The sequence below is a fragment of the Sphaerisporangium flaviroseum genome (assembly GCF_039537005.1).
GTDB lineage: Bacteria > Actinomycetota > Actinomycetes > Streptosporangiales > Streptosporangiaceae > Sphaerisporangium > Sphaerisporangium flaviroseum.
In genome coordinates this window covers 253,627-267,520 of sequence record NZ_BAAAZR010000052.1, presented here as the reverse complement: position 1 = coordinate 267,520, position 13,894 = coordinate 253,627, and the positions used below count along the sequence as shown (strand labels likewise).

The following is a 13,894-nucleotide window of genomic DNA, read 5'->3' as shown; positions in this document are numbered from 1 at the left end:
TTATGCTTCGGTGCCGCCGGCGCCCCGTTCACGCTCGGGAGAGCCTTGTCGTCATCCTGCCAGCGCCCGCGGGCAGGGGGTTGCGCGGGGGCGTGCGCTCACCTGCCGGGAATCTCGTGAAGTATCCGACAGTTATAACCCGTCTGGAGGTGGTGTCAGGTGCCGCGAGTGCCTGTCGCACGCCGGATCAACCGGGTTGCGACCATCAGCATGCACACATCCCCGCTGGACCAGCCGGGAACCGGCGATGCGGGCGGCATGAACGTCTACATCGTCGAGGTGGCCAAGCGCCTCGCGGCTCTCGGCGTCGAGGTCGAGATCTTCACCCGGCAGACGGCCCGTGATCTCCCCGCCACCGTCGAGATCGAGCCCGGCGTGACCGTACGCCACGTCACCTCCGGCCCGTACGAAGAGCTCGACAAGGGCGACCTGCCCGGCCAGCTCTGCTCGTTCCTGTCGGGCGTGCTGCGCACCGAGGCGATGTACGAGCCGGGGCGCTACGACGTGATCCACTCGCACTACTGGCTGTCCGGCCAGGTCGGGTGGCTGGCCAGGGAACGCTGGGGCGTGCCCCTGGTCCACACCATGCACACGATGGCCAAGGTCAAGAACCTCCTGCTGGCCGAGGGGGACAAGCCCGAACCCGTGGCACGCGTGCTCGGCGAGGAGCAGGTCGTGGAGATGGCCGACCGCCTCGTCGCCAACACCGCCGCCGAGGCCGAGGAGCTGATCGACCTCTACAGCGCCCCGGCCGAACGTGTGGCCGTGGTGAACCCCGGCGTCAACCTCCAGGTGTTCCAGCCGGCTTCCAAGGGCGCGGCCCGGTCCCGGCTCGGCCTGCCGCAGGACGCCCACGTCATGCTCTTCGTCGGCCGGGTCCAGCCGCTCAAGGCGCCGGACGTGCTGCTCAGGGCGGCGGCACGGATGATCGCCGATGACCCCTCGCTGCGGTCCCGGCTGATCGTCGCCTGCGTGGGCGGTCCCAGCGGCAACGGGCTCGCCCGCCCTTCCTACCTGACCGAACTGGCCGCCGAACTGGGCATCTCCGACGTCGTACGGCTCGCGCCGCCCGCCCCCCAGTACGAGCTGGCCGACTGGTACCGCGCGGCCGACGTCACGGTCGTCCCGTCCTACAACGAGTCGTTCGGCCTTGTGGCGCTGGAGTCGCAGGCCTGCGGCACCCCGGTGGTGGCCGCCTCGGTCGGCGGGCTGCGCACGGCCGTGAAGGACGGCGTCTCCGGCCTGCTCGTCGACGGGCACGATGTGCACGCCTGGGCCCAGGCACTGCGCGCGTTCGTCGACCGCCCGGCCTGGCGCGACGCGATGGGCTCCGGGGCCAGGGACCACGCCGCGGCCTTCGGCTGGCCCGCCACCGCCGCGCGCCTGCTCGAGGTCTACTCCGCCGCCATGTCCCGGCTCAACCGCGTGCCGGCGGCCGTCAACCTGTGACGTGGTGTGGTCCCCGCTGTGGGGCGCCGGGCGCGGTACTGTCGCCGCCTCACGGGTCCGGCGATCACCGGCTCCTGATACACACGGTTTAGCCGCCCAGGAATGCGGGAGTGTGCACAGTTATGGACCACGAGGCAGTTGTCGAGTCCGCGCTGAAGGCCGCGGAGATCCCCTACGAGCAGCCGCGCCCGGGCGCCTTCCTGGTGAAACTGCCCGGACAGCACAAGCTGGCGACCATGACCTGGCTCACCGTCTCCGACCGGGCGCTGCACGTGGAGGCGTTCTTCTGCCGCCAGCCCGACGAGAACCACGTGGAGTTCTACCGCTGGCTGCTGTCGAAGAACGGCTCGATGTACGGCGTGCACTTCGCCCTCGACGCCGTGGGCGACGTCCACCTCGTCGGGCACCTGCCGCTGGCGTCGGTCTCCGAGGACGAGATCGACCGCCTGCTGGGCTGCGTCCTGACCTACGCCGACGAGTGGTTCGACCGCGCCCTGGAGCTGGGTTTCGCGTCCTCGATCCGGCGCGAGTGGGACTGGCGGGTCAAGCGGGGCGAGTCGCTCGCCAACCTGCGGGCGTTCGAGGGCATCGTGGCACGCAGCAGGAGCGAAGTGGCGGGCGGCCGAGAGGCGGAGCGCGACCGGGGCGAAGGCGGGGACGAGGGCCGATCGGCCACGCCGGGCAGACCCTAAGCTTGGCGCATGGCTACTTTGGTGCTGTTGCGGCATGGCGAGAGTGAGTGGAACGCGAAAGGCCTGTTCACCGGGTGGGTCGACGTCAAGCTCTCGTCCGCGGGCGAGGCGGAGGCGCGGCGCGGCGGCAGGCTGCTGCTCGACGCGGAGGTGCGTCCCGATGTGGTGCACACCTCGGTCCTGACCCGGGCGATCCAGACCGCCAACCTCGCGCTGGGCGCGGCCGACCTGCTGTGGCTGCCGGTCACCAGGTCCTGGCGGCTCAACGAGCGCCACTACGGCGCGCTCCAGGGCAAGAACAAGGCGCAGACCCGCGAGGAGTTCGGCGACGAGCAGTTCGCCCTGTGGCGCCGCTCGTACGACACACCGCCGCCGCCCCTCGCGGACGACGACGAGTTCTCCCAGGTGGGGGACGCCAGGTACGGCATGCTGCCGCCGGAGCTCATGCCTCGCACCGAGTGCCTGAAGGACGTCGTCCACCGCATGCTGCCCTACTGGTACGACAGCGTCGTCCCCGACCTGGCGGCGGGACGCACCACCCTGGTGGTCGCCCACGGCAACTCGCTGCGCGCCCTCGTCAAGCACCTCGACGGCATCGGCGACGACGAGATCGCCAAGCTCAACATCCCGACCGGCATCCCCCTCCGCTACGACTTGGACGCCGACTACAAGCCCCTCAAGGCCGGTGGCGAGTACCTCGACCCCGAGGCCGCCAAGGCCGCCATCGAGGCCGTGGCCAACCAGGGCAAGTGACCGCCGCGAGCCCGAGCAGGCCCGTACGACGAACAAGCCCCGGACCGCTGAGGTCCGGGGCTCGTTCATGCCGGTGGCGCGCCTGGAGAGGCTGGAACGGTCAGGAGGCGGAGTCGCTTTCCAAGCGCCTGCCGGTCACCAGGTAGACCACGTCGCGGGCGACGCGGACCGCGTGGTCGGCGTACCGCTCGTAGTAACGGCCGGTGAGGGTGATGTCGATCGCCGGCTCGACGCCGTGCGCCCAGTCCTTGGACAGCAGGACACGGAACAGCCTGCGGTGCAGCCTGTCCATCGCGTCGTCGTCGTCATCGAGCTCCTTGGCCATCTCGACGTCGTGCGTGGCGATGCAGCTGCCGGTCTTGGTGACCAGGCGCTCCGCGATCTGGCCCATCTCCAGGATCGTGTCGCGCACCTCCGGCGGGATCGCGGAGACGGGGTGGCGCATCCTGGCGATCTTCGCAACGTGCTCGGCCAGGTCGCCCATGCGCTCCAGGTCGCCGCCCATACGAAGGGCGGTGATGGCGACGCGGAGGTCCACGGCGACGGGCTGCTGGGTGGCCAGCAGCTCGAAAATGGAGGTCTCGATCTCGGCGTAGAGCCGGTTGACCTCCACATCCTGGGAGATCACGCTCTCCGCGAGCTGGAGGTCGGCGTCCAGCAGTGCGGTGGTGGCCCTGGATATGGCGGAGCGGACCAGGCTGGTCATCTCCACCAGGCGGTCGGTCAGAGCGTTGAGTTCTTCGTGGAAGGCGTCGCGCATGCGGTTCACGCTACGCGCGCGTTCGTGAACGAACTTCGTCCAGAAGGTGAACTCTCCACGAAAGGGAGGTCTTCGGAGTCCTGGCCAGCGAATAAGGCCGCCTACCATCGAAGGCGTGAGTGAGATCGTGGCGAGCCTGGCCGCTCTGGCGGGGTTTGTCGTAGGGGCGATCGCGATGGTGGCGGTGCGTCCTCGCGACAAGCGTCGATCCGAGACCGTTGACACCTCCGATTCCGTCCTGCCCCAGGGGGTGGCGTCGGTGCTGGCCGTGCTGCCGTCCTCGGCGGTGGTCCTCGACCGTGACGACCGCGTGCTGCGGGCGAGCTCGGCGGCCCGTGCCTTCGGGCTGGTCAAGGGCGATCACCTCATGGCCGCCGAGCTGCTGGCCCTCGCCCGCCAGGTACGCAGGGACGGAGAGATCCGCGAGAGCGAGTTCGAGGTGGCGGGCCACAAGTTCGGCCTGGAGACCACCACTTTCGCCGTCCGGGTCGCCCCGCTCGGCACCCACGGCCAGGTGCTGGTGCTCGCCGAGGACCAGACCGAGCGCCGCCGCGTCGAGGCCGTGCGCCGTGACTTCGTCGCCAACGTCAGCCACGAGCTCAAGACCCCTGTGGGAGCGTTGAGCCTGCTGGCCGAGACGATCCAGGACGCCTCCGAGGACCCTGTGGCCGTCACCCGCTTCGCCGGGCGCATGCAGCACGAGGCGGCCCGCCTGACCTATCTCGTCCAAGACCTGATCACGCTGTCCCGCATCCAGGGCGGCGAGCCCATCCCCACGCCCGGATGCGTGCCGATCGACGAGGTGCTCCACGAGGCCATCGACCGGTGCAACACCAAGGCCTCCGCCAAGGACATCGCGCTGGTCGCGGGGGGCACCGAGGGGCTGCGCGTCTGGGGCGACGACGAGCTGCTCGTCACCGCGCTGCGCAACCTGATCGACAACGCCGTGGCCTACAGCCCCGAGAGCACCCGTGTCGTGGTGAGCGCCAGGCCCGCGGGCGAAGCGGTCGAGGTCAGCGTCAGCGACCAGGGCATCGGCATCCCCGAGAGCTCGCAGGAACGCATCTTCGAGAGGTTCTTCCGTGTCGACGCCGCCCGGTCGCGGGCCACCGGCGGCACGGGTCTCGGCCTCGCCATCGTCAAGCACGTCGCCGTGGCACACGGTGGCGAGGTGACGGTCTGGAGCAAGGAAGGCTCCGGCTCCACGTTCACCCTCCGCCTGCCTGCCTTCGGCGGCATGGCGATAGCCGTACCGAGCACATCGATCCCCCTGGAGGCCGCGAGATGACCCGCGTGCTCGTCGTCGAGGACGAGGAGTCGTTTTCCGACGCCCTGTCCTACATGCTGCGAAAGGAAGGGTTCGAGGTCGCGGTCGCGACCACCGGCCCGGAGGCACTCGACACCTTCGACCGGAGCGGCGCCGACCTGGTGCTGCTCGACCTCATGCTCCCCGGTCTGCCAGGCACGGAGGTGTGCCGCTCGCTGCGGCAGCGCTCCAAGGTTCCCGTGATCATGCTGACCGCCAAGGACAGCGAGATCGACAAGGTGGTCGGCCTTGAGCTCGGCGCCGACGACTACGTCACCAAGCCGTTCTCCTCGCGTGAGCTGGTGGCGCGCATCCGCGCGGTGCTGCGCCGGCACGGTGACGGTGAGGAGATCGAGCAGGCGGTCCTCGCGGCGGGGCCCGTCCGCATGGACGTCGACCGGCACATCGTGGCCGTACGGGGGCAGCAGGTGCAGCTTCCGCTGAAGGAGTTCGAGCTGCTGGAGGTGCTGCTCCGCAACGCCGGCAGGGTGCTCACCCGGGGCCAGTTGATCGACCGCGTGTGGGGCGCCGACTACGTCGGGGACACCAAGACCCTGGACGTGCACGTCAAGCGCCTGAGGGCCAAGGTGGAGGCCGATCCCTCCAACCCGCGGTCCATCCTCACCGTCCGCGGCCTGGGCTACAAGTTCGACCCCTCCGAGGCATGACCCTGGCGTGGCCGTGACCCCTGGCGGGGGCGCCTGTGACGGGTTTGATGCAAGGGACGACGAGGCCCGGTGGCGATTTCCCCGCCACCGGGCCTCTCGCTTCGCGGTGTTCCGGTGCCTTCTGCCCGTCAGCCGTGGGCCGACGCGGTCGCGCTGGGAGTCACGGCCGGGGTGGCGGTGGAGGGCGCGGCGCTGGGGGTGGTCGACGGGACCGCGCTGGGGGCGGGCGACAGGACGGCGAACTCGCGGCTGCGCGTGATCACAGGAACCGTCATGGTGATGTCGCCGGCCTGGGTGAACTTCAGGGTCACGGTGACGCTCTCACCGCCGTACAGGGGCTTCTTGGTGCCCTCCAGGGCGACCTGGGAGGCCGGCCTGCCGGTGTTGACCAGCTTGCCCGGGGGAAGGGCGATGGAGCCCTGCGCCTTCACCGAGCCGGCGCTCTGGTCGGCCACTGCCACACCCTCGAGGGTGTCGGCCGCGGTGCCGTAGTTCACCATGGTGAGGTAGAGGGGGACGGAGCCGCCCGGCTCGATCTTGGCGCCGGCCTCGGGACCAAGGAGGAACGCCTGGGCGACCTTGATGCCGTTCCTGCCGTAGGACTTGCTGGAGCCGTGGCTGTCAATGAGCACGTTGGCCTCAGTGGGGGCGTACGCATTGCTGGTGTTCGCATCGGATCCTGCGCCGCACGCGGCCAGCGCCGGGGCGGCTGCGAGCAGAGCGGTGGCGGCGATCACCCTGCGACGGCTGGTGCTGGTCACGGTTCGAGATCTCCTTGATACACATGGGTAGGGCCAGACGCAACCTTATCCGTGCGTCGCACCCCCCTCCGAGCCGGGCCGGTGGGACCGCTGAGGCGGCCAGCATCGCAGGTCATCGGGCATGTCAGGACTTGGGATTCACACGGTGGGGCGGTTGTCAAGTCCCAAATCGAGGCTTTGACCTGCAGTTATGTTGATTTCACTGTTCCGGGAGGGGACTGGCGCGTGGTATCCTGGAGTACAGCGGAAGGGGTACTTGTCACATGACTTTCCAGGTCGGCGACACTGTCGTCTACCCCCACCACGGGGCTGCTCGGATCGAAGCCATCACGACCCGCACTATAAAGGGCGCGGACAGAACCTATCTGGTGCTGAAGGTCGACAAGGGCGACCTTACCGTTCAGGTGCCGGCTGAAAACGCCGAGCTCGTCGGCGTGCGTGACGTTGTAGGCCAAGAAGGTCTAGAGCGTGTCTTCGATGTTCTGCGCATGCCACACACTGAAGAGCCCACCAACTGGTCCCGCCGCTACAAGGCCAACCTGGAGAAGTTGGCGTCTGGCGACGTCAACAAGGTTGCCGAAGTGGTGCGCGACCTCTGGAGGCGCGACAAGGAGCGTGGCCTGTCCGCGGGCGAGAAGCGCATGCTTGCGAAGGCCAGGCAGATACTGGTCAGTGAGCTGGCGCTTGCGGAGAAGACCAACGAGGACAAGGCCGAGGCTCTTCTCGACGAGGTTCTCAACTCCTGAACACGAAACATCCAAGGGTGGGCGTCGGAGTCGACGTCCACCCTTTCGCATCGGGCCGTGAGCTCCACCTGGCCGGTCTGCACTGGCCGGGTGAGACGGGCCTCGCCGGCCATTCCGACGGCGACGCCGCCGCACACGCGTGCTGCGACGCGCTGCTGTCGGCCGCCGGGCTCGGCGACCTCGGAGGGCTGTTCGGCACGTCCGACCCACGCTGGGCAGGCGCGTCCGGCGTGACCCTCCTTGAGGAGGCCGCACGCCATGTCCGCGCGGCCGGTTTCGAGATCGGCAACATCGCCGTGCAGGTCATCGGCAACCGTCCCAAGATGGCGCCTCGCCGCGTCGAGGCCGAGAAGGCCCTCAGCGCGGTCGTGGACGCCCCGGTCAGCGTCAGCGCCACCACCACCGACGGTCTCGGGCTGACCGGCCGCGGCGAAGGCGTCGCGGCCATCGCCACGGCGATCGTCTTCCAAGCTTTTCCAGTAATTCCCCGGGTGCCGCCAACCGGCGAGCAGACGAGCACGTCTTAAGAGCGGGATCCCACGTAGGGCGGATGGCTCAACCCACCCGCGAACCTGAGGACGGTGCCCCCAACCGGCGCGGCACGGGACACCGTCCTCAGGCTTCACACCTACGCCACACACGATCGAGTTGCCTACGAACGCCGGCCGCCTGCCCGGCACGGCTGCGTCCAGGCCCGTAGCCGGGACCGTTGAACCGCTCGGAGAGGCTGACCGCCTGCGCGGCGCGGGGTGTTTCAGCCCCGTGGTGCGGGTGGCTGGACCCTCTGCGGACGGCGGCCGCCTGCGCGTCCGGGGTGTCTCAGGCTCTGGTTGAGCCGCCTGCGGACTGAGGCCTGTCAGATCGGCGTGGGGCCGTTCAGGCCTGTGGTGCGGGCGGTGGACGCCTGCGAACCTGCCGTCGGTGGCCTGTCAACCGGTGCGCTGCATGACAGCATTGTCATTTTTTGGGCCTCTGATCAGGCATTTCTTACTTTCTAGGATTAGTGCCCCAAATCAGGGTAGCCATCTTTTCAGCGTGAAGGTGCGACCCTCAAGGGGAGGCTCAATATGTCCATTCAAACCATCCTCGGCGCGATCGTCATCGGTGCCATCATCGGTGCTCTCGGTCGACTCGTACTGCCTGGCCGGCAGCCCATCGGCTGGCTTCTGACGATCGTCGTCGGCATCGTGGCCGCTCTGATCGGTACTGCGCTCGCGCAGGTACTCGGCGTCGCGACCACGAACGGCATCGACTGGATCGAACTGGTCATGCAGGTGGTTCTCGCCGTGGTCGGCGTCGGCCTGGTGGCCGGGCTCCGCGGCCGTACAAGGGTCTGACCCTGGGCGGAGTGCATCCTGACCGGTGACCTCCGCCGACGCTCACAGCACGGAAGGCGCACGCCCGGCCATTAGGCCGTGAAGCGCAGTGGTCACCCGCACGGTGCCGACTCCGCCGGCACCTTCAAAGATCCGCCTGGTCCCACGACCAGGCGGATCTTTTGCATTCACCCCATCCGAGACCACAACGAAGGGCGTGGACTGTCGCAGTGGGGATGGCCCTTCACCGAGTGCAGTGGGGTGAGCGCCGTTCTGGGGGTCATTTAAGGGCTCCCAGCCTTACGGTCATCCTGCCCGACGGTGAATTCGGCGCCGTTTGCGGCGGCCGGCTGGGGGCGTTCATGGCCTCGGGCTGGTTCTTTGGTCGCTATCCCTAGGGCGTCTGTCGCTTGGTCAGGCTGGTTGGCCGTCAGCTTCTAGTCCTCGGGGGGTAGCGGGGTGCTTCGCATCCGTCCGGAGGGGGGTGCGGTGGTGGGCTCTCTGTACGGCTGCCGCCTCGCCCGTGGCGACTCCTCTTCGTCGGCGACGTCGGCGCCGTGCGCGGGATCGGGACCCGCTTCTTCCAGGGTGCCGGCGGTCGCGTCCTCTGGTGTCCCTGAGGGCACGGTCTCCGGTGTCCCTGAGGGCACGGTTTCCGGTGTCACTGAGTGCGGGGTCTCGGTGGTGTCGGAGGGCAGGGGAGTGGCGTTGTCGCGCAGGTGGGGGTAGGGCTGGGTGTCCGGCCCGTCCGGGTCGTCGGAGACGTCGGCGTCCGCGGAGGAATGCTCGGCGGGCTGCCGGTGGCGGACCTGTCCGGTCGGCCGATCAGTGACCTGGGGGTACGGCTGGGTGTCGCCGCCCCCGCGTTCGCTCGTCGACTTCGGTAGCGGATGGACCAGCACGTCGCCAGTGGTCGGCCGGACGAGATCTCCCCAGCGGAGAGGGAGATCGGGGTCGCGCTGCGGGGGTGAGGGCGTCGTGGCCTGGACACGAGGCTTCGGCACCAGGCGCTGCTCAGGCTCGGGCTCGGGAACCGCGTGCTGCTGCTCCGGAACGGCGTCTTCCTCCGCCGCCATCGCCCCACGGCCCTCGGAAGGCACGTCCCCGCGCTCGAAACCCGCTTTGCCGCGCTCGTAGTCCGTGGCTCCGCGCTCGGAGCCCACTTCCCCGCGCTCGTAATCCGCGCCCCCGCGCTCGGAGCCCACTTCCCTACGCTCGTAGTCCGTGCCCCCGCGCTCGGAGGAAGCCACGTCCCCGCGCTCGGTATCCCTGCCCCCGCGCGCAGAATCCGTGTAATGAACCCCGGCGTAATTCTGCTCTGGAGCGGTGTCCTCCGGGGTGTCGGCGGTCGGCGCCTTCGGCCGGTTGCGGATCCGGGTCTCGTCGTGCAGTGGCGGCAGCTCATCCACGGTAGGGGTCTCGGGGGCAGGCGTCGGCGGCACCACCGGATCGATCTCCGGCTCAGACGCGTGGGCGATCTCCAGATGCGGTGCGTACTCCCGCTCCAGAGCCGCAGCGTGGCCGGTTTCGAGGGGCGGAGCCAGGTCGGGGTCACGCTCCTCACGGCCGAACGGGAGAAGGTCGTGATCCGTACGAGCCGCGGCCTCCGTACGACCATCGGGCTCGGGGACGTCCGCCGTAGAAGGGGATGATTGGAGGCGTCTCGCCGGAAGCAGGAAGAGCCACAGCCCGATGACCAGCATCACCCAGGGGGCCACGGCGACGCCCAAGGCGGCCTGCCGCGCCGCGACCGTGAAGCCCATGGCGATCACGACGTTGGCGGCGGCGGCGGCCGCGACCAGCAGGGCGAGGATCAGCACCGCCTGGACCCGGAGGAGAAGCCGAGCGGGACGCAGCAGAAGCATGCTGATCAGCGCGATCGCCAGAAGCACGTCGAAGCCGGCGGGGTACAGGTAGGCGAGGTCGGTGCGGGCTCCGCCGGACACGGCAAGGGCGCGCAGCGCGTCGAAGGACAGCACGCAGGCGCCGCCGGCGAGCGCGGCGACCGCGAGGCCCGCGACGGCGGTCCCCAGGCGGCGCAACACCAGCGCCGCTCCGGTCGGCTGGGCGGGAGCGGGCAGAGGCTCGGTCCGGCGGGAGGGCTTACCTGCCGCCGCAGGGGGAGTGACGTCCATGGCGCTTCGAGCCTACAGAATCGGCGATCCCGTAATCGGCTCGGAGGCCGACGCCACGCGGCGACCCACCGCATTAATCTCCTACGTCCCTCCCCGAAAGTCATCCCCCTTCCTGCTCGGCGCGGGACGGCATGGTCGTACGGGCGTACAGAGACACGCTGCGGAGTCCGAGTCGCTCCACGGGCACGGCTTGGGCGACTGTAACGACGGCGCCCGGGGCCTACGTGGGGTCCGAACTGTCGTACGGCAGCGCGGTGGCGCGGGGGCGCGGTGGCCAAGGATTCGTCACGGCGGCTTCACAGAAAGCCCTGAGGACACCATGTCACTGCGATCTATCCCATAACGGCACAAACGACCTGGGACAACCTGGCTTATAGGGAGAAGTCGGTCATTCTCGCTGGGCTACTGGAAAGGCGGCCGGATTCACATTCGTTTTGCGGCGCTGTGAGGTCGGGCAACCCGTCCTGTCACGGCGTGCGAGGCATTAGCCTTGCGTTCGTGAGTCTGCGCCTATACGACACCAGCACCCGTGCGGTCCGCGACTTCGTCCCGATCCAGCCGGGCCGGGTCTCGATATACCTGTGCGGGGCCACTGTCCAGGCTCCGCCGCATATCGGCCACATCCGTTCGGGCGTCAACTTCGACGTGCTGCGCAGGTGGCTGACGCGGTCCGGGTACGAGGTGTCGTTCTGCCGCAACGTGACGGATCTCGACGACAAGATCATCCGAGTCGCGGCGGGAGAAGGCGTGCCGTGGTTCGTGGTCGCCGAGCGCAACCAGCGGGCGTTCACGTGGGCCTATGACACCTTGGGCTGCCTTCCACCCACGGTGGAGCCGAGGGCGATGGGCCACATCCCCGAGATGATCGAGCTCATCCACCGGCTGATCGACAAGGGCCACGCCTACGCGACCGGCGGCGATGTCTACTTCGACGTGATGTCCTACGCCGAGCGTTACGGCAGGCTGTCCAACCAGCGCCCTGAGAACATGCGTGCGGCGGGCGATACCGACAGCGACTCGGCCAAGCGTGACGCCCGTGACTTCGCGCTCTGGAAGGGCGCCAAGCCCGGAGAGCCGACCTGGCCCACTCCATGGGGTCCCGGCCGTCCCGGCTGGCATCTCGAGTGCTCCGCCATGGCCACCAAATACCTCGGCGAGACCTTCGACATCCACGGCGGCGGCGTCGACCTGATCTTCCCGCACCACGAGAACGAGATCGCCCAGTCGCAGGCCGCGGGCGACGGCTTCGCGCGCTACTGGCTGCACAACGGCATGCTGAAGATCGGCGCCGAGAAGATGAGCAAGTCCCTCGGCAACTCCCTGCTCGTGCCCGCGATGCTGGGCAAGGTGCGTGCCGTCGAGTTGCGCTACTACCTCGTCGCGGCCCACTACCGCTCCGCGATCGACTACTCCGACGAGGCGCTCGCCGAGGCCGCCGCCGGCTACCAGCGCATCGAGGGCTTCGTCACCCGCGCCGCCGAGGTGATCCACGACGTCGACGCGGCGGCGCCGCTCCCGCAGGCCTTCGTGGACGCGCTGGACGACGACCTCAACGTTCCTCAGGCGTTCGCCGTGGTCCACGAGGTCGTCCGCGAGGGCAACGTCGCTCTTTCCCACGGCAACAAGGAGCAGGTGGCCCGGCTTCTCGCCGAGACGCAGAACATGCTCGACGTGCTCGGTCTGGACCCTCGCTCCCCCCAATGGCGGGAGGCCGGGGGCGAAAGCGGCATGCGCGACACGGTGGATGCCCTGGTCAAGGTGGCCCTGGAGCAGCGCCAGGCCGCGCGGGCACGCAAGGACTACGCCGCGGCCGACGCGATCCGCGATCAGCTCGCCGCGGCGGGCGTGATGGTCGAGGACACCCCCCAAGGTCCTCGATGGGAACTGGCCCGCTGATCCCGCCGGTAGGCTGGGGCTATGGCTGGTGGGGGTAAAGGGTCGTCCGGTAGGCCCGCGAAGAAGAAGGGCCCCACAAGGGGCACTGGTGGGCAGGGCCGGCGGTCCCTCTCAGGCAGGGGAGCGACTCCGCCCGCCCACGAGAGGCACTGGTTCAAGGACAAGCAGCGGTCCTCGGGCGGAGCGGCGACCGCCCGGCCCGCCGCCGACCAGCCCGCGCGGCCGAGCCGCGGGGGCAGGCGTGAGGACGCCCCCGAGGTCATCGGCGGGCGTAATCCGGTGGTCGAGGCGCTGCGAGCCGAGGTGCCCGCCAACGTGCTGTACGTCGCACAGCGTGTCGAGAGCGACGACCGCATCCGAGAGGCGATCAAGATGGCGGCCAATCGCGGCATCGCCCTCCTGGAGGTCAGCCGCGAGAAGCTCGACAGGATGATGGACGGCGCGGTCCACCAGGGCCTCGCGCTCCAGCTTCCGCCGTATGAGTACGCCCACCCGGAGGATCTGGTCGAGCGTGCTCACGACGCGGCCGAGGTGCCGTTGATCGTCGCCCTCGACAGCGTCACCGACCCGCGCAACCTTGGAGCCATCGCCCGCTCCGCCACCGCCTTCGGCGCCCACGGCATCCTCGTGCCGTCCCGCCGCTCGGCCGGCGTCACGGCCGGCGCCTGGAAGACCTCGGCCGGCACGCTCGCCCACCTTCCCGTGGCCCGGGCCGCCAACCTGACCGGCGCGCTTCGCGAATACCGCGAGCAGGGGCTGTTCGTCGTCGGCCTCGACGGTGAGGGCTCGACCGACATCGGCGACGTGGAGCTGCTCACCGAGCCGCTCGTGATCGTCGTCGGCTCAGAGGGCAAGGGCCTGTCCCGCCTGGTCCGCGAGTCATGCGACGTGGTGGCACGCATCCCCATGCGCCCCACCGCCGAGTCCCTGAACGCCGGCATCGCCGCCGGCATCGCCCTCTACGAGACCGCCCGCCTCCGCCGCTGACCACCCACCCCGCAACCACCCCCACCCCCCACGCCCCCAACGAGGCGCCGACGCCGGCGTGCCGCCAACCGGGATCCACAGCGGCCTATACGGGATCCACAGCGGCCTATACGGGATCCACAGCGGCCTATACGGGTTCCACAGGCCGCCATACGGGTTCCACAGGCCGCCATATGGGTTCCACAGGCCGCTATACGGGATCCACAGGCTGTTCACAGGCAGCCTGATCCCGGACGGCCCGGCTCGGGCCCGGCCCGGCACCGTTGATCGGTGACGGACCCCACGTCATGCCACTAAACTCGTAGGGCACCGCAGGCCGACGTAGCTCAATCGGCAGAGCAACGGTCTTGTAAACCGTAGGTCAGGGGTTCGATTCCCCTCGTCGGCTCCCAGCTCAAAGGCCCCTTGCGATCATCGCAAGGGGC

Annotated in this window: 13 protein-coding genes and 1 tRNA gene; 11 read left to right on the top strand and 3 right to left on the bottom strand. The window is 69.3% G+C overall.

What is annotated here, in order from left to right; genetic code table 11:
* The first annotated feature begins 168 nt into the window (after nt 1-168).
* The 3 genes from mshA to ABD810_RS37820 all read left to right on the top strand — a co-directional run bounded on the left by mshA (nt 169) and on the right by ABD810_RS37820 (nt 2,894).
* The gene (gene mshA / locus ABD810_RS37830) at nt 169-1,449 is read left to right on the top strand and encodes a D-inositol-3-phosphate glycosyltransferase (RefSeq protein WP_344952485.1); all 1,281 of its coding nucleotides are present in this window, start codon (nt 169-171) and stop codon (nt 1,447-1,449) included.
* 122 nt (nt 1,450-1,571) lie between these two features.
* Nucleotides 1,572-2,141 carry a type III secretion system chaperone family protein gene (locus tag ABD810_RS37825; RefSeq protein ID WP_344952483.1) on the top strand — a complete coding sequence of 190 codons (570 nt, stop codon included), beginning with the start codon at nt 1,572-1,574 and terminating at the stop codon, nt 2,139-2,141.
* A 9-nt stretch (nt 2,142-2,150) separates the two neighbouring features.
* The gene (locus ABD810_RS37820; protein ID WP_344952481.1) at nt 2,151-2,894 is read left to right on the top strand and encodes a phosphoglyceromutase; all 744 of its coding nucleotides are present in this window, start codon (nt 2,151-2,153) and stop codon (nt 2,892-2,894) included.
* A gap of 100 nt (nt 2,895-2,994) precedes the next feature.
* On the opposite strand, the gene phoU is transcribed toward ABD810_RS37820, so the two are convergent.
* A complete protein-coding gene (phoU, locus tag ABD810_RS37815; RefSeq protein ID WP_344952478.1) occupies nt 2,995-3,654 on the bottom strand; it encodes a phosphate signaling complex protein PhoU in 660 nt (219 codons plus the stop codon).
* Nucleotides 3,655-3,760: 106 nt separating this feature from the next.
* Between phoU and ABD810_RS37810 the strand changes: the two genes are divergently transcribed.
* On the top strand, nt 3,761-4,942 hold the full coding sequence (locus ABD810_RS37810; RefSeq protein WP_344952611.1) for a sensor histidine kinase: 1,182 nt from the start codon (nt 3,761-3,763) through the stop codon (nt 4,940-4,942).
* Nucleotides 4,939-5,628: a response regulator gene (locus tag ABD810_RS37805; RefSeq protein WP_344952476.1), complete on the top strand. Its 690-nt coding sequence runs from the start codon at nt 4,939-4,941 to the stop codon at nt 5,626-5,628. Before ABD810_RS37810 ends, ABD810_RS37805 begins: the two co-directional genes overlap by 4 nt.
* Before the next feature lie 128 nt (nt 5,629-5,756).
* Here ABD810_RS37805 and ABD810_RS37800 read toward each other — a convergent pair whose 3' ends face one another.
* Complete coding sequence (locus ABD810_RS37800) at nt 5,757-6,389, bottom strand: copper chaperone PCu(A)C domain-containing protein (protein WP_344952474.1); 633 nt, start codon at nt 6,387-6,389, stop codon at nt 5,757-5,759.
* Between the two features lie 263 nt (nt 6,390-6,652).
* Here ABD810_RS37800 and ABD810_RS37795 point away from each other — a divergent pair, with 263 nt between their 5' ends.
* From ABD810_RS37795 to ABD810_RS37785, 3 genes are all read left to right on the top strand, one after another.
* Nucleotides 6,653-7,135: a CarD family transcriptional regulator gene (locus ABD810_RS37795; RefSeq protein WP_344952472.1), complete on the top strand. Its 483-nt coding sequence runs from the start codon at nt 6,653-6,655 to the stop codon at nt 7,133-7,135.
* A 17-nt stretch (nt 7,136-7,152) separates the two neighbouring features.
* On the top strand, nt 7,153-7,662 hold the full coding sequence (ispF, locus tag ABD810_RS37790; protein WP_344952470.1) for a 2-C-methyl-D-erythritol 2,4-cyclodiphosphate synthase: 510 nt from the start codon (nt 7,153-7,155) through the stop codon (nt 7,660-7,662).
* A 540-nt stretch (nt 7,663-8,202) separates the two neighbouring features.
* Nucleotides 8,203-8,472 carry a GlsB/YeaQ/YmgE family stress response membrane protein gene (locus tag ABD810_RS37785; RefSeq protein ID WP_344952468.1) on the top strand — a complete coding sequence of 90 codons (270 nt, stop codon included), beginning with the start codon at nt 8,203-8,205 and terminating at the stop codon, nt 8,470-8,472.
* Nucleotides 8,473-8,888: 416 nt separating this feature from the next.
* Here ABD810_RS37785 and ABD810_RS37780 read toward each other — a convergent pair whose 3' ends face one another.
* Nucleotides 8,889-10,586 (bottom strand): DUF2637 domain-containing protein, encoded by a 1,698-nt coding sequence (locus tag ABD810_RS37780; RefSeq protein ID WP_344952466.1) that lies wholly within the window; start codon nt 10,584-10,586, stop codon nt 8,889-8,891.
* A 498-nt stretch (nt 10,587-11,084) separates the two neighbouring features.
* Here ABD810_RS37780 and cysS point away from each other — a divergent pair, with 498 nt between their 5' ends.
* The 3 genes from cysS (at nt 11,085) to ABD810_RS37765 (ending at nt 13,857) form a co-directional block, all read left to right on the top strand.
* Nucleotides 11,085-12,482 carry a cysteine--tRNA ligase gene (gene cysS, locus ABD810_RS37775; protein WP_344952464.1) on the top strand — a complete coding sequence of 466 codons (1,398 nt, stop codon included), beginning with the start codon at nt 11,085-11,087 and terminating at the stop codon, nt 12,480-12,482.
* Nucleotides 12,483-12,503: 21 nt separating this feature from the next.
* Entirely contained in the window at nt 12,504-13,469 is a 966-nt protein-coding gene (rlmB, locus tag ABD810_RS37770; RefSeq protein ID WP_344952461.1) for a 23S rRNA (guanosine(2251)-2'-O)-methyltransferase RlmB, read from the top strand.
* A gap of 315 nt (nt 13,470-13,784) precedes the next feature.
* A tRNA-Thr gene (locus ABD810_RS37765) sits at nt 13,785-13,857 on the top strand.
* Nucleotides 13,858-13,894: the final 37 nt, after the last annotated feature.

Coding starts and splice junctions, on each gene's coding strand:
- ABD810_RS37825 (WP_344952483.1), top strand. CDS start 1,572: ATGGACCACGAGGCAGTTGTCGAGTCCGCGCTGAAGGCCGCGGAGATC.
- ABD810_RS37820 (WP_344952481.1), top strand. CDS start 2,151: ATGGCTACTTTGGTGCTGTTGCGGCATGGCGAGAGTGAGTGGAACGCG.
- phoU (WP_344952478.1), bottom strand. CDS start 3,654: ATGCGCGACGCCTTCCACGAAGAACTCAACGCTCTGACCGACCGCCTG.
- ABD810_RS37805 (WP_344952476.1), top strand. CDS start 4,939: ATGACCCGCGTGCTCGTCGTCGAGGACGAGGAGTCGTTTTCCGACGCC.
- ABD810_RS37795 (WP_344952472.1), top strand. CDS start 6,653: ATGACTTTCCAGGTCGGCGACACTGTCGTCTACCCCCACCACGGGGCT.
- ABD810_RS37785 (WP_344952468.1), top strand. CDS start 8,203: ATGTCCATTCAAACCATCCTCGGCGCGATCGTCATCGGTGCCATCATC.
- ABD810_RS37780 (WP_344952466.1), bottom strand. CDS start 10,586: ATGGACGTCACTCCCCCTGCGGCGGCAGGTAAGCCCTCCCGCCGGACC.
- rlmB (WP_344952461.1), top strand. CDS start 12,504: ATGGCTGGTGGGGGTAAAGGGTCGTCCGGTAGGCCCGCGAAGAAGAAG.